At 72.1% G+C, this 25,916-nt stretch carries 18 protein-coding genes; 9 read left to right on the top strand and 9 right to left on the bottom strand.

The features are described 5' to 3' along the window. Positions 1-153: 153 nt before the first annotated feature. From ACIP93_RS20845 to metH, 4 genes are all read right to left on the bottom strand, one after another. The gene (locus ACIP93_RS20845; RefSeq protein WP_401760868.1) at positions 154-1,746 is read right to left on the bottom strand and encodes an ABC transporter substrate-binding protein; all 1,593 of its coding nucleotides are present in this window, start codon (positions 1,744-1,746) and stop codon (positions 154-156) included. A 68-nt stretch (positions 1,747-1,814) separates the two neighbouring features. Further along, positions 1,815-3,416, bottom strand: coding sequence for an ABC transporter substrate-binding protein (locus tag ACIP93_RS20850; RefSeq protein WP_401760870.1), 1,602 nt, complete (start codon positions 3,414-3,416; stop codon positions 1,815-1,817). 437 nt (positions 3,417-3,853) lie between these two features. Beyond that, positions 3,854-4,555 (bottom strand): HAD family hydrolase, encoded by a 702-nt coding sequence (locus tag ACIP93_RS20855; protein ID WP_401760871.1) that lies wholly within the window; start codon positions 4,553-4,555, stop codon positions 3,854-3,856. 130 nt (positions 4,556-4,685) lie between these two features. Continuing rightward, positions 4,686-8,198, bottom strand: coding sequence for a methionine synthase (gene metH / locus ACIP93_RS20860; protein ID WP_401760872.1), 3,513 nt, complete (start codon positions 8,196-8,198; stop codon positions 4,686-4,688). A gap of 393 nt (positions 8,199-8,591) precedes the next feature. Here metH and ACIP93_RS20865 point away from each other — a divergent pair, with 393 nt between their 5' ends. The 6 genes from ACIP93_RS20865 to ACIP93_RS20890 all read left to right on the top strand — a co-directional run bounded on the left by ACIP93_RS20865 (position 8,592) and on the right by ACIP93_RS20890 (position 16,140). Then, complete coding sequence (locus ACIP93_RS20865) at positions 8,592-9,356, top strand: IclR family transcriptional regulator (RefSeq protein WP_345224627.1); 765 nt, start codon at positions 8,592-8,594, stop codon at positions 9,354-9,356. 560 nt (positions 9,357-9,916) lie between these two features. After that, complete coding sequence (locus ACIP93_RS20870; protein WP_345224624.1) at positions 9,917-10,723, top strand: MIP/aquaporin family protein; 807 nt, start codon at positions 9,917-9,919, stop codon at positions 10,721-10,723. A gap of 60 nt (positions 10,724-10,783) precedes the next feature. Beyond that, positions 10,784-12,313: a glycerol kinase GlpK gene (gene glpK / locus ACIP93_RS20875; RefSeq protein ID WP_345224622.1), complete on the top strand. Its 1,530-nt coding sequence runs from the start codon at positions 10,784-10,786 to the stop codon at positions 12,311-12,313. A 102-nt stretch (positions 12,314-12,415) separates the two neighbouring features. Then, positions 12,416-14,026 (top strand): glycerol-3-phosphate dehydrogenase/oxidase, encoded by a 1,611-nt coding sequence (locus ACIP93_RS20880; protein WP_345224619.1) that lies wholly within the window; start codon positions 12,416-12,418, stop codon positions 14,024-14,026. A 159-nt stretch (positions 14,027-14,185) separates the two neighbouring features. Continuing rightward, positions 14,186-14,857, top strand: coding sequence for a FadR/GntR family transcriptional regulator (locus ACIP93_RS20885; RefSeq protein WP_345224617.1), 672 nt, complete (start codon positions 14,186-14,188; stop codon positions 14,855-14,857). Between the two features lie 221 nt (positions 14,858-15,078). Next, complete coding sequence (locus tag ACIP93_RS20890; RefSeq protein ID WP_401760875.1) at positions 15,079-16,140, top strand: PAC2 family protein; 1,062 nt, start codon at positions 15,079-15,081, stop codon at positions 16,138-16,140. 301 nt (positions 16,141-16,441) lie between these two features. Here the strand turns inward: ACIP93_RS20890 and mshC are convergent, their stop codons facing one another. The 4 genes from mshC to ACIP93_RS20910 form a co-directional block, all read right to left on the bottom strand. After that, on the bottom strand, positions 16,442-17,671 hold the full coding sequence (gene mshC, locus ACIP93_RS20895) for a cysteine--1-D-myo-inosityl 2-amino-2-deoxy-alpha-D-glucopyranoside ligase (RefSeq protein WP_345224613.1): 1,230 nt from the start codon (positions 17,669-17,671) through the stop codon (positions 16,442-16,444). Positions 17,672-17,770: 99 nt separating this feature from the next. Continuing rightward, a complete protein-coding gene (locus tag ACIP93_RS20900; RefSeq protein WP_401760877.1) occupies positions 17,771-18,598 on the bottom strand; it encodes an SCO1664 family protein in 828 nt (275 codons plus the stop codon). Continuing rightward, positions 18,562-19,152, bottom strand: a complete 591-nt coding sequence (locus ACIP93_RS20905; RefSeq protein WP_401760878.1) for a DUF3090 domain-containing protein — start codon at positions 19,150-19,152, stop codon at positions 18,562-18,564. Before ACIP93_RS20905 ends, ACIP93_RS20900 begins: the two co-directional genes overlap by 37 nt. Before the next feature lie 83 nt (positions 19,153-19,235). Beyond that, on the bottom strand, positions 19,236-19,934 hold the full coding sequence (locus tag ACIP93_RS20910) for a histidine phosphatase family protein (RefSeq protein WP_345224606.1): 699 nt from the start codon (positions 19,932-19,934) through the stop codon (positions 19,236-19,238). A 59-nt stretch (positions 19,935-19,993) separates the two neighbouring features. On the opposite strand from ACIP93_RS20910, the gene corA reads away from it, so the two are divergent. Then, entirely contained in the window at positions 19,994-20,986 is a 993-nt protein-coding gene (gene corA, locus ACIP93_RS20915; protein WP_401760880.1) for a magnesium/cobalt transporter CorA, read from the top strand. 213 nt (positions 20,987-21,199) lie between these two features. Here corA and ACIP93_RS20920 read toward each other — a convergent pair whose 3' ends face one another. Further along, positions 21,200-22,249: an LLM class F420-dependent oxidoreductase gene (locus ACIP93_RS20920; protein ID WP_345224602.1), complete on the bottom strand. Its 1,050-nt coding sequence runs from the start codon at positions 22,247-22,249 to the stop codon at positions 21,200-21,202. A gap of 199 nt (positions 22,250-22,448) precedes the next feature. Here ACIP93_RS20920 and ACIP93_RS20925 point away from each other — a divergent pair, with 199 nt between their 5' ends. Together ACIP93_RS20925 and ACIP93_RS20930 are read left to right on the top strand one after the other, a co-directional pair. Continuing rightward, positions 22,449-23,432 (top strand): aldo/keto reductase, encoded by a 984-nt coding sequence (locus ACIP93_RS20925; RefSeq protein ID WP_345224599.1) that lies wholly within the window; start codon positions 22,449-22,451, stop codon positions 23,430-23,432. After that, positions 23,429-25,756: a helix-hairpin-helix domain-containing protein gene (locus ACIP93_RS20930; protein ID WP_401760882.1), complete on the top strand. Its 2,328-nt coding sequence runs from the start codon at positions 23,429-23,431 to the stop codon at positions 25,754-25,756. The genes ACIP93_RS20925 and ACIP93_RS20930 overlap by 4 nt, the downstream gene beginning before the upstream one ends. The last annotated feature ends 160 nt before the right edge of the window (positions 25,757-25,916 follow it).

Below are 25,916 nucleotides of genomic sequence, written 5' to 3' on the forward strand. Positions count from 1 at the left end.
GGCGGTGGGGGGGTCCGGGCGGGCCGGGGGGGGGCGGGGCGCGATGTGGGACCGCCCGGGGCGGCCCCGGGGGCCGGGGGGGTGGGGGGGGGGGGGGGGGGGGGGGGGGGGGGGGGGGTCCCCCCCGCCCCCGCTCCCGTGTCCCGGAAGGCATCAGCTCTTGCTGATCTCCCAGAAGCGGAAGACCGTCGAGGTGTCGAGGGTCCACTCCAGGCCGGAGATGTTGGAGCGGGCGACGGCGTACTGCTTGCCCTGCCAGAGCGGGAGCAGCGGGACGTCCTCGGCGACGATGTTCTGGAGGCGGTCGAACGCCTCGGCGGTGGAGCCGCGGTCGGCGGCGGCCGCGGTGCCGGGGAGCAGCTTGTCGGTGATCTCGGTGTTCTCGTAGTTGTTGGAGACGACGTTGCCCTTGCCGAAGAACGGCTGGGTGAAGTTCTCGGGGTCGGGGTAGTCGGGGACCCAGCCCTTGACGTAGACGCCGTACTTCCCGGCGGCGATGTCCTTCTCGTACTGGCCCTGTTCGACCGTCTTGACGTTCGCGTCGAAGAGGCCGCTGCGGTTGAGCTGCTTGGCGAGGGTCTTGAACTCCTCGACCGTCGCGGGGCCGTAGCGGCTGGGGGTGGCCCAGAGGGTGAGCTTGACCTTGGTGGTGATGCCTTCGTCGCGCAGGGCCTGGCGGGCCTTGGCGGGCTGCGGGCGGCCGCCGTACCGGTTGAAGAAGGCGGTGTTGTGGCCGGTGACGCCCGCGGGGACGATCGAGTACAGCGGGGTGGCCGTCGACCGGTAGACGTCGCGGACGAGGGCTTCGCGGTCGATGAGGTGGGCGATGGCGCGGCGGACGCCGGGCTTGCCGGCGACGGGGTCCTTGACGTTGAAGACGAGGTGGTGGACCTCGGCGCTGCTGCCTTCGACGGGGTCCAGGCGCTGGTCGCCGCCGAGGGCCTCGGCCTCGGCGGTGGAGATGTTCTTGGCGGTGAGGCCCCGGTAGGCGAAGTCGATCTCGCCCTTCTTGAGCGACTGTGCGAGGGCGGCCCGGTCGTCGTGGAAGAGCTTGACGGTCATGCCGGTGTTGTTGATCTTCGCGGCGCCGCGGTAGCGGTCGTTGACGGCGAAGACGGCCTTGCTCTTGTCGAAGGTGTCGAGCCGGTAGGGGCCGGAGCCGTCGGCCTTGCCGTCGGTGCGGAGCTTGTCGGCCGGGTAGGTGCGGTGGTCGACGATGGAGCCCGCGCCGGAGGCGATCTTGCTGGGGAAGGTGGCGTCGGGGACCTTGAGGTAGAAGACGACCTTGGTGGCGTCGGGGGTGTCGATGCTCTTGATGCTGGAGAGCATGACGGCCGGACCGGCGGGGTCGTTGATCTTCAGGGTGCGCTCGAAGGAGTGCTTGACGTCCTTGGAGGTGAGCGGGTTGCCGTTGCTGAAGGCGAGTCCTTCGCGCAGGGTGCAGCGGTAGACGGTGTTGCCCTTGTCGAAGGCGCAGTTCTGGGCGGCTTCGGGCTGGGGTTCGGAGCCGCCCTTGGGGAAGGCCATCAGGGACTGGAAGACGTTGTTGAAGAGCAGCCAGGAGCCGGGGTCGTAGCCGGAGGCCGGGTCGGTGGCCTTGATCTCGTCGGACATGCCCATGGTGACGGGCTGTCCGGTGCCGCTGGTGGAGCCGCCGTCGGTGCCGCTGGTGGAGCCGCAACCGGTCAGGAGGCCGGCCGACAGTCCCGCTGTGAGGAGGGCCGTCGGCCAGTTACGTATCTGCACCGCGTGTCTCAGACTTTCGTGGGGGGGGGGTGGTCGTACGGGGAGAGGGCGAGGGGGAAGGGCCGGGGTCAGGCGACGCCGCGGCCGAGTTCCCAGAGCTGGAGGTCGGCGGCGAAGTTGACGGCCCATTCGGTGCCGGTGATGTCGCTGCGGGCGGCGATGTACTGCTTGCCCTGCCAGAGCGGGAGCAGCGGGACGTCCCGGGCGACGATGTCCTGGATCTGCTCGAAGGCCTGGGTGGCAGCTCCGCGGTCCTGCTCGCGGCGGGACTGCGGGATGAGGGTGGAGCGGATCTCGTCGTTGGCGTAGGGGCTGTTGAGGAAGTTCGCCTTGTCGAGGAAGGGGGCGACGTAGTTGTCGGCGTCCGTGAAGTCGGGGAACCAGCCCATGCCGTAGACGGCGTACTTGTTGGCCTTCTGGTCCTCGCTGAAGGTGCTCCAGGGCACGCCCTTGATGTCCACGGCGAAGAGCTTGGAGTCGTTGAGCTGCTTCTGGAGGACCTCGAACTCCTTCTTGGTCGCGGAGCCGTAGTGGTCGGTGGTGTACGTCAGCGTGAGCTTGACGGGGCCGTTGACACGTGCGGCGCGCAGCGTCTCGGCGGCCTTCTTCACGTCGCCTGCCGGGTACTTGTTGAAGAAGGAGTTCTTGTGGCCGGCGATGGTCGTGGGAATGATCGAGTAGAGCGGCTCGGCGGTCTCGCCGTAGACGCTCCGGGCGAGGGCGGTGCGGTCGAGGACGGTGGCCATGGCCTGGCGTACGGCCTTGTTCTTGACGGCCGGGTCCTCGGTGTTGAAGCCGAGGTAGCGGATCTCCAGGCCGGGGAGTTCGACGAGCTTGATGTCCCCGTCCTGCTTGTCGGCGAGGTCCTTGATCTGCTGGGGCGTGATGGTGCGCGACATCATGTCGATCTCGCCGCTCTTGAGGGCCTTCTCCATGGACTCGGAGTCCTTGTAGGAGCGGATCTCGACCTTCTCGTTGTTGAGCTTGACGCCGCCCTGGTAGCGGGGGTTCTTGGTGAAGACGGCCTTGGTGAAGGTGTCGCCGCTGTGGTCGATGCGCACGGTGTACGGTCCGGAGCCGCTGACCTCGAAGCCGGCGCGGACCTTGTCGCGGGCGTACGTCTTGTCGTCGACGATGGCGGCGGCGGGGGTGGCCAGCTTGTAGGGGAAGGTGGCGTCGGGGGTCTTGAGGTGGAAGACCACCTCGTTCTCGCCCTTGGCCTCGACCAGGTCGATGTTGGTGAGGAGGGAGACCGGGCCGTTCTTGTCCTGGATCTTCAGGGAGCGTTCGACGGAGAACTTCACGTCGGCGGCGTTGAGCGCCTGGCCGTCGGAGAAGGTGAGCCCGCTGCGGAGCTTGCAGCGGTAGCTGGTGTTCTTGGTGTCGGTGAAGCCGCAGGACTCGGCGGCCTCGGTGACGGGTTCGCCGCCGCCGCGCGGGACGCGCATGAGGGTCTGGTGGGTCTGGCGCAGGACGTTCCAGGCGCCGACGTCGTAGGCGTGGGCCGGGTCGAAGGGGGCCGGGGCGGTCTTGGTGGCGACGAAGCTGTCCGTGGTGCCCACGACGATGGGCTTGCCCGCGTTCTCGGCAGAGTCCGGACCGCCGCATGCGGCCAGTACGGGGGTGACCAGTACGGCTATTGCCGGCAGCACCAGAGTCTTGCGGTTCATCCTGGAAGTTCTCCCTCGACCGGCACCGTCATGCGGCTTTGTACGAACACTTCGCCTATTTCCGCTTGTTGGGGCGGGCGGCCCGGGCCGGTTGCCGAACCGCGATGATCTGCGGCGAAGTTCTCGCGTCGAGATTAGTGCGGTGCGGGCCCGGGGCCGACCGCTGTGCGGTGCGGGGGCAAGGGGTGCCGGTGGGCGCGGAAGCGGTGAATTTTTCGTACATGGATCAATGAATCCGGACACAAGGGAACGCGAAACGGCCCACCGATGGGGATTCTCCCGTGCCGGGACCCCTGTCGGCGGGTCGTCTGGTGACCAACCTCACCTCATGAATACATTTACGGAGGAGTGAATTCCTCATCCCTGATCTCACTCATGCCGCACGTGCCGTTCCGCTGTGTTTCCGCATTTCCGGCGGGACGCTCCGGATGGCCGGTTCAGTGGCTTGCCGGGAACAGTGTGCGGAGAAATGCAAGATTCACTTCTTCCAGCGAGCCGACGACGACCCGGCCGTCGGCGGGGGCGATCGGCGCGATGGAGGGGACGGCGACGACCCGGCAGCCGGCCGCCTCGGCGGAGGCCACTCCGGTCGCGGTGTCCTCGACGACGGCGCACCGGGCGGGGTCGGCGCCGAGCCGGGCGGCGGCGTGCAGGTAGGGGTCGGGGTGCGGCTTGGTGCGGGCGATCTCGTCGCCCGCGACGGTCAGGGCGAACGCGTCGGCGCCCACCGACTCCAGGACGCGGTCGATGATGCGCCGGTGGGAAGCCGAGACGAGGGCCGTGGGGATGTCGTACGCCCGCAGCTCGGCCAGCAGGGCGGCCGCGCCCGGCATGAGCGCCACGCCGCGCCCGATGCGGGCCTCGAAGCTGTCGTTGAGGGCGACGGTGAGTTCGGGGAGGGTGATGTCGGCACCGGTGGACTCGATGAGGAAGCCGGCGCTGCGGGTCATGGGGCCGCCGACGACGACGCTCCGCCAGGACTCGTCGAGCTGGTGCCCGAGGCCGGCGAAGACCGCCTTCTCGGCGTCCCACCAGAGGTCCTCGGTGTCGACGAGGGTGCCGTCCATGTCCAGGAAGACCGCCTGGAGTGCGGAGTCTTCGGCCGTGGTGGTCGTCGGCGCGGGGACCGTGCTGGTCATTCGGGCACACCTCCTGGAGGGACGAGAAGGCCGGCCGCCCTCCGAGTGGGAGGGGCGACCGGCCTGCACTGGGCCGACCAGTGTACGTCCGGCCCGGTGAACGTGCGTTTCCCTGTTCGGGTGTCCCGGCTTACCGTGCGTTGAAGTACTTCGCCTCGGGGTGGTGGATGACGATGGCGTCGGTGGACTGCTCGGGGTGGAGCTGGAACTCCTCGGAGAGGTGGACGCCGATGCGCTCGGGCTGCAGGAGCTCGGCGATCTTGGCGCGGTCCTCCAGGTCGGGGCAGGCCCCGTAGCCGAGTGAGAAGCGGGCGCCGCGGTACTTCAGGGCGAACATGTCCTGGACGTCCGAGGGGTCCTCGCCGGCGAAGCCGAGCTCGGAGCGGACCCGGGCGTGCCAGTACTCGGCCAGGGCCTCGGCCAGCTGGACGGACAGGCCGTGCAGTTCCAGGTAGTCGCGGTAGGCATTGGCCTCGAAGAGCTTGGCGGTCTCCTCGCCGATGCGGGAGCCGACGGTGACGACCTGGAGGCCGACGACGTCCACCTCACCGCTCTCCTCGGGGCGGAAGAAGTCCGCGAGGCACAGGCGGCGGCCGCGGCGCTGGCGGGGGAAGGAGAAGCGGGTGCGCTCGCTGCCGTCCTCGTTGAGGAGGACGAGGTCGTCGCCCTTGGAGACGCAGGGGAAGTACCCGTAGACGACGGCGGCTTCCAGGAGGCCCTCGGTGTGGAGCTTGTCGAGCCAGCCGCGCAGGTGCGGGCGGCCCTCGCTCTCCACGAGCTCCTCGTACGAGGGACCGCCCTTGCGGGCTTCCTTCAGGCCCCACTGGCCCTTGAAGAGGGCGCCCTCGTCGAGCCAGGAGGCGTACTCCTTGAGCGGGATGCCCTTGATGACGCGGGTGCCCCAGAAGGGCGGCTCGGGGATCGCGTTGTCGGTGGCGGTCTCCGAGCGGACCGGGCCCTCGGGCTGCTCCTCCGCCTCCGGGAGGGGGGTGTCGCGCTTGGGCACGCGGCGCTGCTTGAGTTCGGGGAGGACGGCGCCGGGGACGCCGCGCTTGACGCCGATGAGGGCGTCCATGAGGCGCAGGCCCTCGAAGGCGTCGCGGGCGTAGCGGACCTCGCCCTCGTAGATCTCGTGGAGGTCATGCTCGACGTAGGCGCGGGTGAGGGCGGCGCCGCCCAGGATGACCGGGAAGTCGGCGGCCATCTTGCGCTGGTTGAGCTCCTCCAGGTTCTCCTTCATGATCACCGTGGACTTGACCAGCAGGCCGGACATGCCGATGACGTCGGCCTTGTGCTCCTCGGCGGCCTCCAGGATCGCGGAGACGGGCTGCTTGATGCCGAGGTTGACGACGGTGTAGCCGTTGTTGGAGAGGATGATGTCGACGAGGTTCTTGCCGATGTCGTGGACGTCGCCGCGGACGGTGGCGAGCACGATGGTGCCCTTGCCCTCGTCGTCGGACTTCTCCATGTGGGGTTCCAGGTACGCGACCGCGGTCTTCATGACCTCGGCGGACTGGAGGACGAACGGCAGCTGCATCTGGCCGGAGCCGAAGAGTTCGCCGACCACCTTCATGCCTTCGAGCAGGGTGTTGTTGACGATGTCCAGGGCGGGGGTGTCCTGGAGGGCTTCGTCGAGGTCGGCCTCCAGGCCGTTCTTCTCGCCGTCGATGATGCGGCGCTGGAGGCGCTCGTCGAGCGGCAGCGCCATGAGCTCCTCGGCGCGGCCGGCCTTCATGGACTTCATGTTGACGCCCTCGAACAGCTCCATGAGCTTCTGGAGGGGGTCGTAGCCCTCGGCGCGGCGGTCGTAGACGAGGTCGAGGGCGGCCTTGACCTGCTCCTCCTCCAGCCGGGCGATGGGCAGGATCTTGGAGGCGTGCACGATCGCGGAGTCCAGGCCCGCCTTGACGCACTCGTCGAGGAAGACGGAGTTGAGGACGACGCGGGCGGCGGGGTTGAGGCCGAAGGAGATGTTGGACAGGCCCAGCGTGGTCTGCACGTCGGGGTGGCGTGCCTTGAGTTCGCGGATGGCGCCGATGGTGGCGATGCCGTCGCCGCGGGACTCCTCCTGGCCGGTGCAGATGGTGAAGGTGAGGACGTCGATGAGGATGTCCGACTCGCGCACGCCCCAGTTGGTGGTGAGGTCGGTGATGAGGCGCTCGGCGATGGCGACCTTGTGCTCGACGGTGCGGGCCTGGCCCTCTTCGTCGATGGTGAGGGCGATGAGGGCGGCGCCGTGCTCGACGGCCAGCTTGGTGACCTGCTGGAAGCGGGACTCGGGACCGTCGCCGTCCTCGTAGTTGACGGAGTTGATGACGGCGCGTCCGCCCAGCTTCTCCAGTCCGGCGCGCAGCACGGGCAGTTCGGTGGAGTCCAGGACGATGGGGAGGGTGGAGGCGGTGGCGAAGCGGCCGGCGAGTTCCTTCATGTCGGCGACGCCGTCGCGGCCCACGTAGTCGACGCAGAGGTCGAGCATGTGGGCGCCCTCGCGGATCTGGTCGCGGGCCATCTCCACGCAGTCGTCCCAGCGCCCGTCCAGCATGGCCTCGCGGAACTTCTTCGATCCGTTGGCGTTCGTCCGCTCGCCGATGGCGAGGTACGAGGTGTCCTGGCGGAAGGGCATCGTCTGGTAGAGCGAGGCGGCGCCGGGCTCCGGGCGCGGGTCGCGGACGGCGGGGGTCAGGCCGCGGGCTCGGTCGACGACCTGGCGCAGGTGCTCGGGGGTGGTGCCGCAGCAGCCGCCGATGAGGGAGAGGCCGTAGTCGTTGACGAAGGCTTCCTGGGCGTCGGCGAGGCCCTCGGGGCCGAGCGGGAAGTGGGCGCCGTTCTTGGTGAGTACGGGCAGGCCCGCGTTCGGCATGCACATCAGCGGGGTGCGCGAGTGGCGGGCCAGGTAGCGCAGGTGCTCGCTCATCTCCTCGGGCCCCGTCGAGCAGTTGAGGCCGATGAGGTCGATGCCGAGGGGTTCCAGGGCGGTGAGCGCGGCGCCGATCTCGGAGCCGAGCAGCATGACGCCGGTGGTCTCGAAGGCGAGCGAGCAGATGAGGGGGACCTGGAAGCCGAGGGCGTCCATGGCGCGGCGGGCGCCGACGAGGCTCGACTTGGTCTGGAGGAGGTCCTGGGTGGTCTCGACGATGAGGGCGTCGGCGCCGCCGGCGAGGAGGCCCTCGGCGTTCTGCTGGTAGCCGTCGCGCAGGACGTCGTACGTGGTGTGGCCGAGGGAGGGCAGCTTGGTGCCGGGGCCGATGGAGCCGAGCACCCAGCGCTGGCGGCCGTCGGCGGCGGTGAACTCGTCGGCGACCTCGCGGGCGATGCGGGCGCCGGACTCGGAGAGTTCGACGATGCGGTCGGCGATCTCGTACTCGTTGGCGGCGGAGTGGTTGGCGCCGAAGGTGTTGGTCTCGACGCAGTCGACGCCGACGGCGAAGTACTCCTTGTGCACGTTGCGGACGATGTCCGGGCGCGTCAGGTTGAGGATCTCGTTGCAGCCTTCGAGGTCCTGGAAGTCCTCAAGGGTGGGGTCCTGTGCCTGGAGCATGGTGCCCATCGCTCCGTCGGCGACCACCACCCGCGTGGCGAGTGCCTCGCGGAGGGCTTCTGCGCGGCTGCGGGCGTCAAGCGTCGGGTTCGGCAACGAGGCCATGGTTGAGCTCCCAGGGTTGCGACGGCTGTCGGCTTTGCGCCTGCCCGGCGGCGGGCGCACCGGGTCAGGGTAGCCGGGACGGCCGGGAAAATGCGCGGCTGTCCCGGTCGGCGGACGGGCCCGGGGAGCCGGGGCGCGTCCGGGGGCGGGCCGCGGGTGCGGGTATGAGTGGGTCCGCGGGTGCGTGGGGGGCGCACCGGCTTCCGGGCGACGGGGTACGACGACTCCTGGCGGCGGGGTCCGGCGGCTCCGGCGGCGGGGGCCGTCCGCCGGCGGTGGCGGGACCGGCGTCCCGGTGACAGGGGTCGGTAACGGCCGATACTGTTCGGCATTGACGAACGTCGGCACGTATCAACTGTGGGACCGCCGAATCCCAGTGGAGGTGATCGGGCGATGGCTCGCAATATCCAGTCGCTGGAACGGGCGGCAGCGATGCTGCGCCTTCTGGCGGGCGGTGAGCGACGGCTGGGCCTGACGGAGGTGGCGGCCGCGCTGGGGCTCGCCAAGGGCACCGCGCACGGCATCCTGCGCACCTTGCAGCACGAGGGCTTCGTGGAGCAGGACGCGGCCTCGGGCCGCTACCAGCTCGGGGCGGAGCTGCTGCGGCTCGGCAACAGCTATCTGGACGTGCACGAGCTGCGGGCCCGGGCCCTGGTGTGGACGGACGACCTGGCCCGCTCCAGCGGCGAGAGCGTGTACCTGGGGGTGCTGCACCAGCAGGGCGTGCTGATCGTGCACCACGTCTTCCGGCCCGACGACAGCCGTCAGGTGCTGGAGGTGGGGGCGATGCAGCCGCTGCACAGCACGGCGTTGGGCAAGGTGCTGTCCGCGTACGACCCGGTGGCGCACACCGAGGCCGCGGACAACGACCGGGAGGCGTTCACCGCGCACACCCTGACCTCGGCGGAGGACTTCGAGGCGGTGCTCGACCTCACGCGGGCGCGCGGCTGGGCCGGTGACGTGGAGGAGACCTGGGAGGGCGTGGCGTCGATCGCGGCGCCCATCCACGACCGGCGGCGGATGCCGGTGGGCGCGGTCGGCATCACGGGCGCGGTCGAACGGGTCTGCCCCGGGGGCGAGTTGAAGCCCGAGCTGGTGGCGGCGGTACGGGACTGCGCGCGTGCGGTGTCGCGGGACCTGGGCGCCGGGCGCTTCTGAGCGGAGGGCGGCCGGGTGGCGCGGAGAGCCGCCGGCGTGCGGCGGGCGGGGCGGGCGGCGGGGGAAGCCGGCCCGCGGCGGGCGGGGCGGCACGGAAGGCACCCGGACGCGCCCCGCCGACAGGCCCCCACCTGCCCCACGGGGCGCCCCCGGCCCGCACCGCCCGCAAGCCCCCCACCCGCCCCATGAGGCAGCTCCGGCCCGTGCCACCCCGGGGCCCCCACGCGTCCCACGGGGCAGCCCCGACCCGCACCGCCCGGAGGCCCCCACCCGCCCCACGGGGCAGTCCCGACCCGCACCGCCCATAGGCCCCCACGCGTCCCGCCGGGCGGCCCTGGTCCGTACCGCCGGACGGCCCCGATCCTTCCCCCGGAGGGGCCCCGTCTGGGACGGTCCTCACAGAACCCTTGACGGGCCGGTAACGGGGGTGAAAACTGCCGTTCATCGGTCGGCATTGTCGAACACCTAACGGCATAAGAGTTAGGGTGGGGACAAGCCAGGCACCGACGGGGCCCTCATCGAGGACCTTGAAACCTGGACGAAGGACAAAGGAGTCGCGGGTGTCCAGCCTCGACATCTTCACCGGCGAGACCATCGGTACCGCCGTGCTCATCCTGCTGGGCGGCGGCGTCTGTGCGGCCGTCACGCTCAAGCGCTCGAAGGCGTTCAACGCCGGCTGGCTCGCCATCACCTTCGGGTGGGGCTTCGCGGTGCTGACCGCCGCGTACATCTCCGCCGGTCTCTCGGGTGCGCACCTGAACCCGGCCGTCACGGTCGGCCTCGCGGTCAAGGGCGCCACCCCCTGGAGCGACCTGCCCGTCTACTTCGCCGGTCAGCTGCTCGGTGCGATGATCGGCGCCCTGCTGGTCTGGGCGACGTACGCGGGCCAGTTCCGCGCCCACCTCACCGACCCGGAGATCCTCGCGGCGCAGCCCACCGAGGACGGCATGGTCGACCAGAAGACCGCCCCGAAGGCCGGCCCGGTGCTCGGTGTCTTCTCCACCGGTCCCGAGATCCGGCACGCCGCGCAGAACCTCCTGACCGAGGTCATAGCGACGGTCGTGCTGGTCCTGGCGATCCTCACCCAGTCGATGATCCCGGGCGTGTCCCCCGACGACCCCAAGGGTCCGGGCGTGCTGGGCGCGATGATCACCGCGTTCGTGGTCGTCGGCATCGGCCTCTCGCTGGGCGGTCCCACCGGGTACGCCATCAACCCGGTCCGCGACCTGGGGCCGCGCATCGTGCACGCGCTGCTCCCGCTGCCGAACAAGGGCGGCTCCGACTGGGGGTACGCCTGGGTCCCGGTGGTCGGCCCGCTGCTCGGCGGGGCGATCGCGGGCGGTATCCACCAGCTCGCCTTCGTCTGACCCCGCGCCCGACCCGCCGAGCCGACGAGCCGTACGACACAAGACTTCGAGGAGCACACCGTGACCGACGCACACACCGCAGGGCCCTTCATCGCCGCGATCGACCAGGGCACCACGTCCAGCCGCTGCATCGTCTTCGACAAGGACGGCCGCATCGTCGCGGTCGACCAGAAGGAGCACGAGCAGATCTTCCCGAAGCCGGGCTGGGTGGAGCACGACGCCGCCGAGATCTGGGAGAACGTCCAGGAGGTCGTCGCCGGGGCCGTCGTCAAGGCGGGCATCTCCGCCGCCGACGTCAAGGCGATCGGCATCACCAACCAGCGCGAGACCACGCTGCTCTGGGACAAGAACACCGGTCAGCCCGTCCACAACGCCATCGTCTGGCAGGACACCCGCACCGACGCCCTGTGCAAGGAGCTCGGCCGCAACGTCGGCCAGGACCGCTTCCGCCGCGAGACCGGCCTGCCGCTGGCGTCCTACTTCGCGGGCCCGAAGATCCGCTGGCTGCTGGACAACGTCGAGGGCCTGCGCGAGAAGGCCGAGGCCGGCGACATCCTCTTCGGCACCATGGACTCCTGGGTCATCTGGAACCTCACCGGCGGCGTGAACGGCGGCGTGCACGTCACCGACGTCACCAACGCCTCGCGCACCCTGCTGATGAACCTGCACAAGATGGCGTGGGACGAGAAGATCCTGCACTCCATGGACATCCCGGCCGCCGTCCTCCCGGAGATCAAGTCCTCCGCCGAGGTGTACGGCCACGCCGCGTCCGGCGTCCTCCAGGGCGTGCCGGTCGCCTCCGCGCTCGGCGACCAGCAGGCGGCCCTGTTCGGCCAGACCTGCTTCTCCGAGGGCGAGGCCAAGTCCACGTACGGCACCGGCACGTTCATGCTGATGAACACCGGCGAGGAGCCCGTCAACTCCTACAACGGGCTGCTGACGACCGTCGGGTACCAGATCGGCGAGCAGAAGCCGGTCTACGCGCTGGAGGGTTCCATCGCGGTCACCGGTTCGCTGGTGCAGTGGATGCGCGACCAGATGGGCATGATCAAGACCGCCGCGGAGATCGAGACGCTGGCCTCCAGCGTGGAGGACAACGGCGGCGCGTACTTCGTGCCCGCGTTCTCCGGTCTGTTCGCCCCGTACTGGCGCTCCGACGCCCGCGGCGTGATCGCGGGTCTGACCCGGTACGTCACCCGGGCGCACATCGCGCGCGCCGTGCTGGAGGCGACCGCCTGGCAGACCCGTGAGATCACCGACGCCATGACCAAGGACTCCGGTGTCGAGCTGACGGCGCTGAAGGTCGACGGCGGCATGACCTCCAACAACCTGCTGATGCAGACCCTGTCGGACTTCCTGGACGCCCCGGTCGTCCGTCCGATGGTCGCCGAAACCACGTGTCTGGGCGCGGCGTACGCGGCCGGTCTCGCGGTCGGCTTCTGGTCCTCCACCGACGAGCTGCGCGCCAACTGGCGCCGGGCCGCCGAGTGGACGCCGCGGATGGACGCGGACACCCGGGACCGCGAGTACAAGAGCTGGCTCAAGGCCGTCGAGCGGACCATGGGCTGGCTCGAAGAAGACGAGAACTGACACGACTGCGCAGGTCGGGCGGGTGCGCGGCGGATCGACAGGGATCCGCCGCGGTCCGCGCAACGAGATCTGAAGCAGTGTCTGCGAAGAGGAGCGAGCGACATGACCACCCTGCACAGCGGCCCGACCCACGGGGCGCGACCGGACGACGGCTCCACCGCGAGCCGTGCCGAGACCCGGGAGCGGCTCTCCAAGGCGACGTACGACCTCCTGGTGATCGGCGGCGGCATCCTGGGCATCTCCACCGCCTGGCACGCCGCGCAGTCCGGGCTGCGGGTGGCGCTGGTGGACGCCGGTGACTTCGCCGGGGCCACCTCCTCCGCCTCCTCCAAGCTCCTGCACGGCGGGCTGCGGTACCTCCAGACCGGTGCGGTGAAGCTGGTCGCGGAGAACCACTTCGAGCGGCGTGCGGTCTCGCGCGACGTGGCCCCGCACCTGTCGAACCCGCTGACCTTCTACCTCCCCGTGTACAAGGGCGGCCCGCACGGCGCGGCCAAGCTGGGCGCGGGCGTCTTCGCGTACTCGGCGCTGTCCGCCTTCGGTGACGGCGTCGGGCACGTGATATCGCCGGCGCGCGCCGCCAAGGACGTGCCGGAGCTGCGCACGGACAACCTGAAGGCCGTCGCGGTCTACGGCGACGACCAGATGAACGACTCCCGGATGGCCCTCATGACGGTGCGCGCCGCCGTCGCGTCGGGAGCCACCGTCCTCAACCACGCCGAGGTCACGGGGCTGCGCTTCACGCACGGCCGGGTGACGGGCGCGGAGCTCAGGGACCGCATGGACGGCACCGAGTTCGGCGTCGACGCCCGGCTGGTGCTGAACGCCACGGGCCCGTGGGTGGACCACCTGCGCAAGCTGGAGGACCCCAACTCCGCGCCCTCGATCCGCCTGTCCAAGGGCGCGCACCTGGTGCTCAAGCGCACCTCCCCGTGGAACGCGGCGCTGGCCACCCCCATCGACAAGTACCGGATCACCTTCGCGCTGCCGTGGGAGGACCAGCTCCTGCTGGGCACCACCGACGAGGAGTACGAGGGCGACCCGGCGGACGTGGCCGTCAACGAGCGCGACGTCACCCAGATCCTGGACGAGGCCGCGTTCTCCATCCGCGACCAGCAGTTGTCGCGGGACCTGATCACGTACTCCTTCGCGGGTCTGCGCGTGCTGCCCGGCGGGCCCGGCGACACCTCGAAGGCCAAGCGCGAGACCGTCGTGACCGAGGGCCGCGGCGGGATGCTGTCGGTGGCCGGCGGCAAGTGGACGACCTTCCGCCACATCGGCCGCACCGTGATGAACAAGCTGGCCTCGCTGCCCGGCCACCCGCTGGGCGAGGACATGGAGCCGATCTCCGAGCTGCCGAAGAAGCTGCCGCTGCCGGGCATCGCGAACCCGAACGCGGTCGCGCACCGACTGCTGGTGGACGGTGGGACGCCCGGCCCGCGGATGGCCCCGGAGACCGCCCGGCACCTGGCCACGCACTACGGTTCGCTGTCCTTCGACATCGCGCGCCTGGCCGCCGACGACCCCGCGCTGGCCGAGCGGATCCACCCGGACGCCCCGGAGATCTGGGCGCAGGTGGTGTACGCGCGCGACCACGAGTGGGCGGAGACCGCGGACGACGTGCTGCGCCGCCGGACCACCCTGACGATCCGGGGCCTGGCCACGGACGACGTACGGGAGAAGGTCGAGCGGGTGCTGCGCCGGGAGGCCTAGGCACCGCCGCACGGGCGGGCGGCGCGGGCGGGCTCCTTCGGGGGTCCGCCCGCCGTCGTGTCTCGGGCCCGCGGTGATACCGCCTCCGGGGCCGCGTCCGGCGTGCGAGCATAGGTCGGATGTCTGGCGGTGGGCCGGGCCGGAGCAGGAGGTCGGGCCATGGCCGTCACCGACGAGGCCATCGAGCGTATCAAGGGCATGATCGTTTCGGGTGCGCTGCGTCCCGGCGACCGGCTGCCCAAGGAGAGCGTGCTCGCCGCCGAGCTGGGCCTGTCGCGCAACTCCCTGCGCGAGGCGGTCCGGGCGCTGTCCCTGATCCGGATCCTGGACGTCCGCCAGGGCGACGGCACGTACGTGACCAGCCTCGATCCGCAGCTCCTGCTGGAGGCGGTGAGCTTCGTCGTGGACTTCCACCGCGACGACACGGTGCTGGAGTTCCTGGCCGTGCGCAGAATCCTGGAGCCGGCCGCGACGGCGATGGCGTGCGGGCTGCTCGACGACGCGGCGCTGGACGCCCTGGAGGAGCAGCTCGACGCGCTGGGGGACGCGCCGTCGGTGGAGGAACTGGTCGCCGCCGACCTGGAGTTCCACCGCGCGATCGTACGGGGTGCGGGGAACTCGGTGCTGTGCTCGCTGCTGGACGGGCTGTCCGGGCCGACCACCCGGGCGCGGGTGTGGCGCGGGCTGACCCAGGAGGACGCGATCAGCCGCACCCTGCACGAGCACCGGGCGATCCTGGGGGCGCTGCGGGCCCGGGACGCGGAGGCGGCGCGGTCGTGGGCGACGGTGCACATCGCGAGCGTGGAGCAGTGGCTCAGGTCGACGCTGTAGGGGCCCGGCCCGGGTGCCGCACGGACCGCGCGGACCTCCGGTGCGGCGCGCGACAGAAGCGGAGTGTCTGCTTCCGGCGAGGAAGATCGGACGTCTCCAATCTGGCCGATTTCGATTGATTCGGTGCCCGGAGGGCACGCTTCCCGCATGCGTAAGGTGGGGGGATTCGGACGGGGGAAACGCCGCATGAAGCGTAGGAAGACGGATGAAGGAGGCGCTGGGTGATCGAGCTCGACGGAGTTCCCGAGCTGGTCGACCCGGTCATGGTGGCCGCGTTCGAAGGCTGGAACGACGCAGGTGACGCCGCCTCGGCAGCGGTCGCCCATCTCGACCGGGAGTGGAAGGGCGAGGTGTTCGCGGCGCTCGACGCCGAGGACTACTACGACTTCCAGGTCAACCGGCCGACCGTCTTTCTGGAGAACGGCGTACGCAAGATCACCTGGCCGACGACCCGGCTCTCCGTGGTGCGCACCGGCGGCGACAAACCGCGCGACCTGGTGCTGGTGCGGGGCATCGAGCCGTCCATGCGCTGGCGCTCGTTCTGCAACGAGATCCTGGGCTTCGCGCACGAACTGGGCGTGGAGATGGTAGTGGTCCTGGGCGCGCTGCTCGGCGACACCCCGCACACCCGCCCGGTGCCGGTCAGCGGGGTGACCTCCGACCCGGACCTGGCGCGGACGATGGACCTGGAGGAGACCCGCTACGAAGGTCCCACGGGCATCGTCGGCATCCTCCAGGAGGCGTGCACGCACGCCGGGGTTCCGGCGGTGAGCCTGTGGGCGGCGGTGCCGCACTACGTGTCGCAGCCGCCGAACCCGAAGGCGACGCTGGCCCTGCTGAACCGCCTGGAGGACCTGATCGGGCTGCGCGTCCCGCTCGGCGAGCTGGCCGAGGACGCGCGGGCCTGGCAACTGGGCGTGGACCAGCTCGCGGCCGAGGACAGCGAGGTGGCGGAGTACGTGCAGTCGCTGGAGGAGGCGCGGGACACCGCGGACCTGCCGGAGGCCTCCGGCGAGGCCATCGCCCGCGAGTTCGAGCGGTATCTGCGCCGGCGCGACCCCGGGGCCGGACCGGGCGGCGCCGCCCACGCGACGGAGGGCGGTGAGACGGCGACCGGCGGTGCGGCGTACCTGCGCGACGCCTCCGGCGGCCGCAGCAGGCCGCCGAAGAAGCCCCGCACGGGCACGGACGAGAGCGGTCCGGACGGCGGGGGCGGTGACGACGGCGGCGCGGACGGTTCCTCGGCGGGGCCGGGGCCCGGGGACTCCGGCGGCGGAGAGTGAAGCCGTAGGGCGGCGGGACGGGTGAGGGGCGGCATCCTGGATGCCGCCCCTCACCCGCGTCCGGACACGGCTTCTCGTCACCGGACGCGCTTGCTCGCGCCCGAAGTCCGCTTCCTCGTGCCCGGGCCCGCTTCCGACACGTGTTCCTGGGAACAGGAGAACGCGACCATCCCCTCATATCTCCCCCCCGCCGCACGCGGGCTCCGGCCGGAACGCGCCGGTGGCCGGCCGCGCCCCCGGGCCACGAGAACGCGGGCCGGGGCCCACAGGGGCCCCGACCCGCGTACGTAACCGACGGGAACTACAGCGCGACGCCCAGCAGCGCGTCCACCGCACGGGAGACGACGCCCGGAGCGCCCTCCTCCGTGCCGCCGGCGGAGGTCTGGAGGTCGGCCCAGCGGTCCACCGCCGCGAGGGCCGCCGGGGCGTCGAGGTCGTGCGCGAGGGCCTCCCGCATCTCCTCCACCAGCGCGTCCGCCGACGGGCCGTCCGGGCGCGAGACCGCCGCGCGCCAGCGGCCGAGGCGGGCCACCGCGTCGGCGAGCACCTGGTCGGTCCACTCCCAGTCGGAGCGGTAGTGGCGGGAGAGCAGGGCCAGCCGGATGGCGGCCGGATCGACGCCCTCGCGGCGGAGGGTGGAGACGAAGACCAGGTTGCCGCGCGACTTGGACATCTTCTCGCCGTCCAGGCCGACCATGCCCGCGTGGACGTACGCCTTGGCGAAGGGGTGCTCGCCCGTCAGGGCCTGCGCGTGCGAGGCGCCCATCTCGTGGTGCGGGAAGGCGAGGTCGGAGCCGCCGCCCTGCACGTCGAAGCCCATGCCCAGGTGTTCCAGGGCGATGGCGACGCACTCGATGTGCCAGCCGGGGCGGCCGCGGCCGAGCGAGGCCCCGTCCCAGCTCGGCTCGCCGTCGCGGGCGGCCATCCACAGCATCGGGTCCAGCGGGTTCTTCTTGCCCGGGCGGTCCGGGTCGCCGCCGCGTTCGGCGGACAGCAGCCGCATGGCCTCGGCGTCGAGCCCGGAGACCTCGCCGAAGTGCGGGTCGGCGGCGACGGAGAAGTAGACGTCGCCCTCGAGTTCGTAGGCGGCGCCCGCGTCCCGGAGGCGTTCCACGAGCGGCACGATGCCCGGGATCGCCTCGACCGCGCCCACGTACTGCTGCGGCGGCAGCATGCGCAGGGCCGTCATGTCCTCGCGGAAGAGGGCGGTCTCGCGCTCGGCGAGACCGGTCCAGTCGACGCCGTCGCGGATCGCGCGCTCCAGCAGGGGGTCGTCGACGTCCGTCACGTTCTGGACGTAGTGGACCTGCCTCTTGGTGTCGAGCCACACGCGCTGTACGAGGTCGAACGCGTTGTAGGTCGCCGCGTGCCCGAGGTGGGTCGCGTCGTACGGCGTGATGCCGCACACGTAGATACGGGCGACGGGACCGGGGTCGAGGGTGATCAACCCGTTGGTCGCGGTGTCGTGGATCTGGAGGTCGCGGCCCTTGCCGGGCAGGGCGGGGACCTCAGAAGCGGGCCAGGCATGCATGTCACGAGCGTAACCGGACGCATGTTCCGGTTACGAGCCGGATCGGGATCTTGACCGATTACGCCGTCTTGTGCCCTCCCGCGCCCGTGCGGCAGGCGCTCACACCGGCGGCCACGGGATCGCGGGCCACTGGCCGCTCGGGGCGGGGTGCACGCCGGACGTGCGCAGGGCGGCGACCCGTTCCCGCAGTGCGGCGAGTTCCGCCGGTGTGATCAGTTCGGCCATCCGGGTGGCCAGCGGGGTGCCGTCGGCGAGCCGCGCGGACAGTTCCTCCAGTACGTCCAGGGCTTCCGGCGTCAGGGGTTCGCCCGCCCAGCCCCACAGGAGCGTGCGCAGCTTGTCCTCGACGTGGAAGGAGACGCCGTGGTCGATGCCGTAGAGGCGGCCGTCGCCCGAGGGCAGCAGGTGGCCGCCCTTGCGGTCGCCGTTGTTGATCACCGCGTCCAGGACCGCGAGGCGGCGCAGGCGGGCGTCGTCGGCGTGCACGAGCAGGGCCGTGCGGCCCTCCTCGACCTCGGCCAGGACCACCGGTTTCCAGCCGTCCGCCGCCTCCTCGTCCTCGACGAGGGCCAGCAGCGCGCCGCCCGCCTCCGGGTCGCCCTCGATCCACAGCTGGCACATGCCCTCGCCGTACGGGCCGTCGCGCAGCACGGTCGGCGGGATCAGGCCCCACCCGGTCGCCTCGGAGATCTCGTACGCGGCGACCTCCCGGCGGGCCAGGTTGCCGTCGGGGAAGTCCCACAGGGGCTGCTCGCCGGCGACCGGCTTGTAGACGCAGGTGGCCGTCTCGCCCTCGGAGGCGATCTCGCAGTACAGGACCGCGTTGGAGGCCTCGCGGACCTGGCCGAGCACCCTGAGGCCGCCCTTGGCCAGCAGCGTCACGGGGTCCGTCACAGGGCCCGCCGGTATCCGTTCTGGCGCGGGCATACGTGTCCCTCCGGGTCGAGCGGCAGGCTGCACAGCGGGCACGGCGGGCGGCCCGCGTTCACGACGTCCAGGGCGCGCTTGGCGAAGGCGCGGGCCTGGGCGCCGCTGAGGCGCACGCGCAGCATGGGCGGCCCGTTCTCCTCGTCCTGGAGCATGCGCTCCTCGGCCTCGGCGAGGTCCTCGTCGGTGTCGACGTCGAGCTCGACGAGGGCCTGCGCCTCGACGATCATGCGCTGGTCGTCGCCGTCCCAGGCGAGCGCCATGGTGCCGACCCGGAACTCCTCCTCGACGGGGGCGTCCAGGGGGGCGGTGTCGTGCACGTCGGCGGGGGCGACGGCGGGGACGGGGGCGTTGCCGCCGGTGCGGCGCACGACCTCGTCCAGGAGCTCGTCGATGCGTTCGGCCAGCGCCTCGACCTGGGCCTTCTCCAGGGAGACGCTGGTGACACGGCCGGCCGCCGAGGCCTGGAGGAAGAAGGTACGGCGGCCAGGCAGCCCGACCGTACCGGCCACGAAACGCTCCGGCGGGTCGTAGAGGAACACCTGACGGGACACGTCCTGATCTCCATCGGTTCGAGGGGCTGGGGGTGCAGCGGCGTAAATGGTTTACGGCGCGACCACCCTACTGCGCGCGGAGATCACGGTGCTCCCGCTCCGCCCCCCACGGCTGCGTCGTCTCCGCTGCGGGCGCCCGCGTCGCCCGGGGCCGGTGCGAGTCCTGAGAGGTCGCCGGTGTCGCCCAGGCGTACGAGGAAGGGCCGCAGCCTCGTGTAACGGATCACCGTCAGGGAACACGGATCGACGTGAATGCGCTGGAAGAGGTCGAGATGCAGGCCGAGCGCGTCCGCGACGAGGGACTTGATGATGTCGCCGTGCGAGCACATCACGTACAGGGCGTCGGGGCCGTGCTCGGCCTCGATGCGCGCGTTCCAGTCGCGTACGGCGTCCACGGCGCGGGCCTGCATGGCGCGCATCGACTCGCCGCCGGGGAACGCGGCGGCCGACGCGTGCCGCTGCACCACGTCCATGAGGGGGTGGTCGGTGAGTTCGCCGAGCTTGCGCCCCGACCAGTCGCCGTAGTCGCACTCGTTGATGCGCTCCTCGGTGTGCAGGGGCAGCTCGGGGCGGGCGGCGAGGAGCGGGCGCAGGGTCTCGTCGCAGCGTTGCAGCGGGCTGGTGACGGCCGCCGCCAGCGGCAGGGCGGCGAGCCGTCCGGGCAGCGCCGCGGCCTGTTCGGCGCCGCGTTCGTCGAGGGCGACCCCGGGGGTGCGCCCGGCGAGGAGCCCGGCGGTGTTGGCGGTGGAACGTCCGTGCCGTACGAGGATCAGCGTGGCCATGCCCCTCAGCCTAGGCCGACGACCGCTTCCGGGTGCGTGGGACCCCGTATGCAAGGAGAATGCACGCCGTGATCGTCGATTGCGCCATTTACCGCGAGGGCCGCAGGACCGAGGGCCCCACCGACTTCTCCGAGGCGCTCGAGGAGGCGCGCTCCTCCCAGGACCGGTTCCTGTGGATCGGGCTGCACGAGCCGACGGAGAAGGAGTTCGACATGGTCACCTCCGAGTTCGGGCTGCATCCGCTGGCCGTGGAGGACTCCCTGTCGGCGCACCAGCGGCCGAAGCTGGAGGTGTACGAGGACTCCCTGTTCGCCGTGCTCAAGCCGGTGCTCTACGAGCCGGAGAGCGACGCGGTGAGCACGGACGAGCTGATGGTCTTCGTCGGTGACTCCTTCGTGGTGACCGTGCGGCACGGGGCGAGCACCCCGTTGAAGGACGTGCGCAAGCGCCTGGAGGCCAATCCGGAGCTGCTGGCGCACGGTCCGACGTCGGTGCTGTACGCGATCAGCGACGTGGTCGTGGACCACTACCTGCTGGTCGCGGCGGAGCTCCAGACGGACCTGGAGGAGCTGGAGGCGGAGGTCTTCCAGCCGCAGAGCGGCCAGGCGAAGGGCACGGCGGGGCGCATCTACACCTTCAAGCGGCAGGTGCTGGAGTTCCGGCGGGCGACGGGGCCGCTGGCGCAGCCGATGCTGCGGCTCACCAGCCCCGGGCTGCCGTTCGTGCACGAGCACGCGCAACCCTTCTTCCGCGATGTCAGCGACCACCTGACCCGGGTGAACGAGCAGGTGGAGGGCCTGGACCGGTTGCTGTCGGACATCCTGTCGGCGCATCTGGCGCAGATGGGGGTGCGGCAGAACGACGACATGCGCAAGATCTCGGCGTGGGCGGCGATGGCGGCCGTGCCGACGATGGTGGCGGGCGTCTACGGCATGAACTTCGAGCACATGCCGGAGCTGAAGTGGGCGTGGGGCTACTACGCGGTGCTGATCGTGATGGTGGTTGCCGAGCTGGGTCTGTACCGGCTGTTCAAGCGGCGCGGCTGGCTGTGAGGGCCGTGGGGCGGCGGGAGCGGCGGGCGCTCCCCCGCGTCGCCCGTGTGCGGGGGCGGGCGATCCCGCCGAATCCCCCCGCGGGGCGTAACCGAGCGGCCGTCGGCGCGTTGTGCTCCGTGACGGCCGTGGCGGGGAAGACCCCCGAGCCCCCACCACGGCCGCGGACTTCTCAACTCCCTTGTGCACCAGGCCCGTTCAGTTCCTCACGGACTAGGCCAGTCCGGCGCGCTCCAGCGCCTCGGTGCCCGCCCGCAGTGCGGTGATCCGCTCCTCCAGCGTGAACCCGGCGGGCGCCAGCGTCAGCGTGGTGACTCCGGCGGCGGCGTACGCCTGCATCCGCTCGGCGATCCGCTCGACCGGGCCGAGCAGGGTGGTCTGGTCGATGAGCCGGTGCGGCACGGCGGCGGCCGCGCCGTCCTTGTCGCCGCCCAGGTACTTGTCCTGGATCTCGGCGGCCTCCTTCTCGTATCCCATGCGCCGGGCGAGGCTGTTGTAGAAGTTCTGCTTGCGGCTGCCCATGCCGCCGACGTAGAGCGCGGTGTACGGGCGGAACATGTCGGCCAGCGCGTTCACGTCGTCGCCGACGGCGAGCGGCAGGGTGGGGCAGACGTCGAAGCCGTCCATCGTCTTCCCGGCCTTCTCGCGGCCCGCGCGCAGCGGGGCGATCGCGGTCTCCTCGAGGTGCTCGGCGGAGGGGAAGATCAGCAGGGCGCCGTCGGCGATCTCGCCGGTCTGCTCCAGGTTCTTGGGGCCGATGGCGGCGATGTAGAGCGGGATGGTCTCGCGCTCGGGGTGCACGGTCAGCTTGATGGGCTTGCCGGGACCGTCGGGCAGCGGCAGGGTCCAGTGCTGTCCCTCGTACGTCAGGCGCTCGCGGGACATGGCCCGGCGGACGATCTCGACGTACTCGCGGGTGCGGGCGAGCGGCTTGTCGAACTTCACGCCGTACCAGCCCTCGGAGACCTGCGGCCCCGACACGCCGAGACCGAGCCGGAAGCGGCCGCCGGAGAGCGAGTCGAGGGTGGCGGCGGTCATCGCGGTCATGGCGGGCTGGCGGGCCGGGATCTGCATGATCGCGGAGCCGATGTCGATGCGCTCGGTCCGGGCGGCGACCCAGGAGAGCACGGTGGGGGCGTCCGAGCCGTAGGCCTCGGCGGCCCAGCAGACCGCGTAGCCGAGGCGGTCGGCCTCCTTGGCGACGGCGAGGTTGTCGCCGTCCATGCCCGCTCCCCAGTAGCCGAGGTTGATCCCGAGCTGCATGCGTCGCTCCCTTACTCGCCGGTAACGTTGTGGTGGGGCGGACTCTAGCGCGCCGGCGGGCGATACGTCAGTGCGGGTCGTCCGCCGGGCCTCGCGGCGCATCGTTCGGCGAGTCGTCCCCAGGGACTCGCGCCACGCCGTCGGCGGGTTGTCCACAGGCCTCCTTCGAGCGGGCGGGGGGACCAGTAATCTCGCGGCCATGGAGCAGAGGCACCTCGGCCGCACGGGCCTGCGCGTATCGAGAATCGGGCTGGGCACCCTCACCTGGGGCCGGGACACCGACGAGCACGACGCCGCCGGTCTGTTGAAGGCCTTCTGGGACGCGGGCGGCACGCTCGTCGACACCGCCGACGTGTACGGGGACGGCGACGCCGAGTACGTGGTCGGGCGGCTCCTGGAACGTCTGGTTCCGCGCCGGGACCTGGTGATCGCGACCAAGGCGGGCAGCGTGCTCGACCCGGACCGCCGTTTCGACTGCTCGCGCGGGCACCTGCTGGCCGCCCTGGACGCCTCGCTGGAGCGGCTGGGAACCGACCACGTGGACATCTGGCAGGTCCACGCCTTCGACCCCGGCACCCCGCTCGACGAGACGCTCCAGGCCCTGGACCTCGCGGTTTCCAGCGGCCGCGCGCGCTACGCGGGGGTGTCCAACTTCTGCGGCTGGCAGTTGGCGAAGGCGGGCACCTGGCAGTTGGCGGCTCCCGGGACACGGACCCGGCTGGCCAGCACGCAGATGGAGTACTCCCTGCTCCAGCGGGGCGTGGAGCGCGAGGTGCTGCCCGCCGCGATGGACCTCGGGATCGGGCTGCTGCCCTCCTCGCCGCTCGGCCGGGGCGTGCTGACCGGCAAGTACCGGCACGGGCTGCCGCCCGGCTCGCGCGGGGCCTGCGACCACCTCTCGGGGTTCGTCGCCCCCTACCTCGACGACGCGGCGGACCGGATCGTCGACGCCGTCGCCATCGCCGCCGACGGGCTGGCCACGACCTCGCTCCAGGTGGCGCTGGCCTGGGTCAGGGACCGGCCCGGGGTGGTCGCGCCGATCATCGGGCCGCGCAACGCGCAGCAGCTCGCGGCGGCGTTGTCAGTGGAGGCGCTTAGTCTTCCTGACGAGATCTGCCGAGCGCTGGACGACGTGTCCGCGCCCGTGCACCGCTATCCCGACCAGGACTGGAGCACGCTGTGACCGCGCACCCCCGGGGGGAGACCCCCGTCCCCCCGGCCGACCCCGCCGCCGACCCGGCGGCCGGGACACCGGACGACGACACAGCCGCCACGACACCGGCCGCACGGGCCGAGGAGCACGAGGAGCACGAGGACACCGGGCCGGTGGAGCAGACGGACACGGCGGACGACCGTCCCGAGACGGAGGACGCCGCGGACGACGCGTCGGCCGACGCACGGGCAGACGCCGCGAGCGACGCGCAGGCCGACACCACGAACGACGCGCAGGCCGACACCGGGGACGCCCCGGCCGCGCCGCAGCTCTCCGAGGCCGAGGCCGAACTGGCCGCGCAGCGCGAGCTCCGGGCGAAGATCGAGCAGCGCAAGGCGGAGAAGGCCGCCATCTCCGCCGGGGCCAAGCTCAGCGGCACGGCGGCCGACCTGATGGCCGCCGTCAAGGCGGTGGAGAGCGGCGCCAGGCCGGCCACCGCGTTCGTGCCGGAGCCCACGCCCGCGCCCGCGCCGCCGCGTGCCGTTTCCGCTCCGGTCGCCGCCCCCGCCCCGGCCGCCCCCTCGGCCGTGCCGTCGCAGGCCGCCGCCGCGCCGGAGACGGTCGCGGACGTGACGGAGGTCCTGACCGCGGGCGGTGCCCCCGAGGCGCTCGCGGGCGAGGTCGCCCGGGCGCTCGGCGAGCAGGCCGCGCAGGTGCTGCGCGCCGATCCCTGGCAGTTGCTGTCGGTGCCCGGGACGACGCCCGAGCAGGCCGACGGGTTCGCCCGGGCGCTGCTCGGCGCGGAGTGCGGTCCCGCCGACGGGCGCCGGGCCGCCGCGCTGGTGGGCTGGCTGCTGGAGCGGGCCGCGCTCAAGGGGCACACGGCGGTCACGGCGGAGCAGGTGTGCAAGGCCCTCGCCGGGTTCTCGGTGCCGGACCCCGAGGAGGCGGTGGCGCACGCGCTCGCCGAGGGCGTCGCGCTCGCCCTCCAGGACGGGACCGCGGAGGAACTGGAGGCGGAGCACGACGAGGACTCCCCCGAACCGGCGGAGGAGCCGGCGGAGCCCGCCCCGGCCCTGCTCGGCCTCGACCGGTACGCGATGGCCGAGGAGAGCCTCGCCGACGGCCTGGCCCGTCTGGTGAACTCCCCCGTGGAGGACGCCGGGGAGTGGGAGCAGGTGCCGGGCTCCGCCGGTGACCTGGTGCGCGCGGTGGCCGGCCACGGCCTGGTCGCCCACACCGGCGGCGAGGCGTCCCGCGCCGAGGCCGCCGCCCTGCTGAGCGCCGCCCACCGGCTGGGTCTGCGGGCCTACGCCGCCACGCACAGCCGCGACGGCCGCGACCGGGTGGCCGCCGCGCTGCACGCCCGCGAGGCGGACGGGGGCGCGGACACCGCCTGGGCGGTCACCCTCGCCGGTCTGCTGTCCGGCGCGGAGGGGCCGGGCCGGGACGCCGACGGGGCGCTCGACCTGGACCTGCTGGTGGTGTTCGACGCGCCCCAGCTCGACGTGGAGACCGGCGCGGTGCTCGTCGAGGCACTGCCCGACGGGGCCCGTCTGGTCCTCAGCGGCGACCCGAACGTACTGCCGTCGGCCGGTGCCGGGCAGGTCTTCGCGGACGTGCTGAGCGCCCGCGCCTGCCCGCAGGTGGCCTCCCGCACGCCCGACCCGGGCCCGATCGGCGAGCTGGTCTCCGGCATCGGCATCGGTGAGCTGAACCAGGTGGCGGCCCCCGGCAAGGAGATCGTGATCGTGCCGGTGCGCGACGCGGGCGAGGCCGTGCACCGCACGGTGCAGCTCGTCGCGGACTCGGTGCCGCGCGCCTTCGGGATCGAGGCCGGGCACACCCAGGTCATCACCCCGGGCCACGGCGGCTCGGCCGGAACGCGGGCGCTGAACGCGGCGCTCAAGCAGCGTCTCAACCCCGGTCCCGGCCGCTTCGGCGGCTTCGACGCGGGCGACCGGATCGCGTACGTCCCCCTCCCGGGCCGCACGGTGCCGGGCGTCGTGCAGGGCGCGGACGCGGACGGGCTGCACCTGGACTGCGCCGGGGAGCCCGTGGTCGTGCCGAAGGAGCGGGTGGAGGCGTCCGTACGGCACGCGTGGGCGCTGACCGCGCACCAGGCGGCCGGGATGCGCTGGCCTGCGGTGGTCGTGGTGCTGCCGGGCGACGCGGCGCAGGCGCTGACCAGGCCGTGGGTGTACACGGCGTTCGGGCGCGGCGAGCGGCATCTGTCGGTGGTGCACGGGGTGGACGCGGCGCTGCCGCGCGCCGTCGCGGAGGCGGTGCCGCAGCCGCGCACGACCCGCCTGGCGGAGCTGCTGCGCCCGGCTCCGGCCGAGGAGACGGCGTAACGGGGACGGTGTCACGGCGACGGCGTCACGGGCACGGCCGCGGGGGGGGGGGGGGGGGGGGGGGGCCCCCCCCCCCGCGGGGGGCCCCCCCCCCCCCCCGGCCCCCCGCCCCCCCCCCGAGCGGGGGCTAGCCCAGGAGGACGAGGGGGCGCAACCCCCC

The organism is Streptomyces sp. NPDC088745 (genome assembly GCF_044751045.1).
GTDB classification, from domain to species: Bacteria; Actinomycetota; Actinomycetes; order Streptomycetales; family Streptomycetaceae; genus Streptomyces; species Streptomyces cremeus.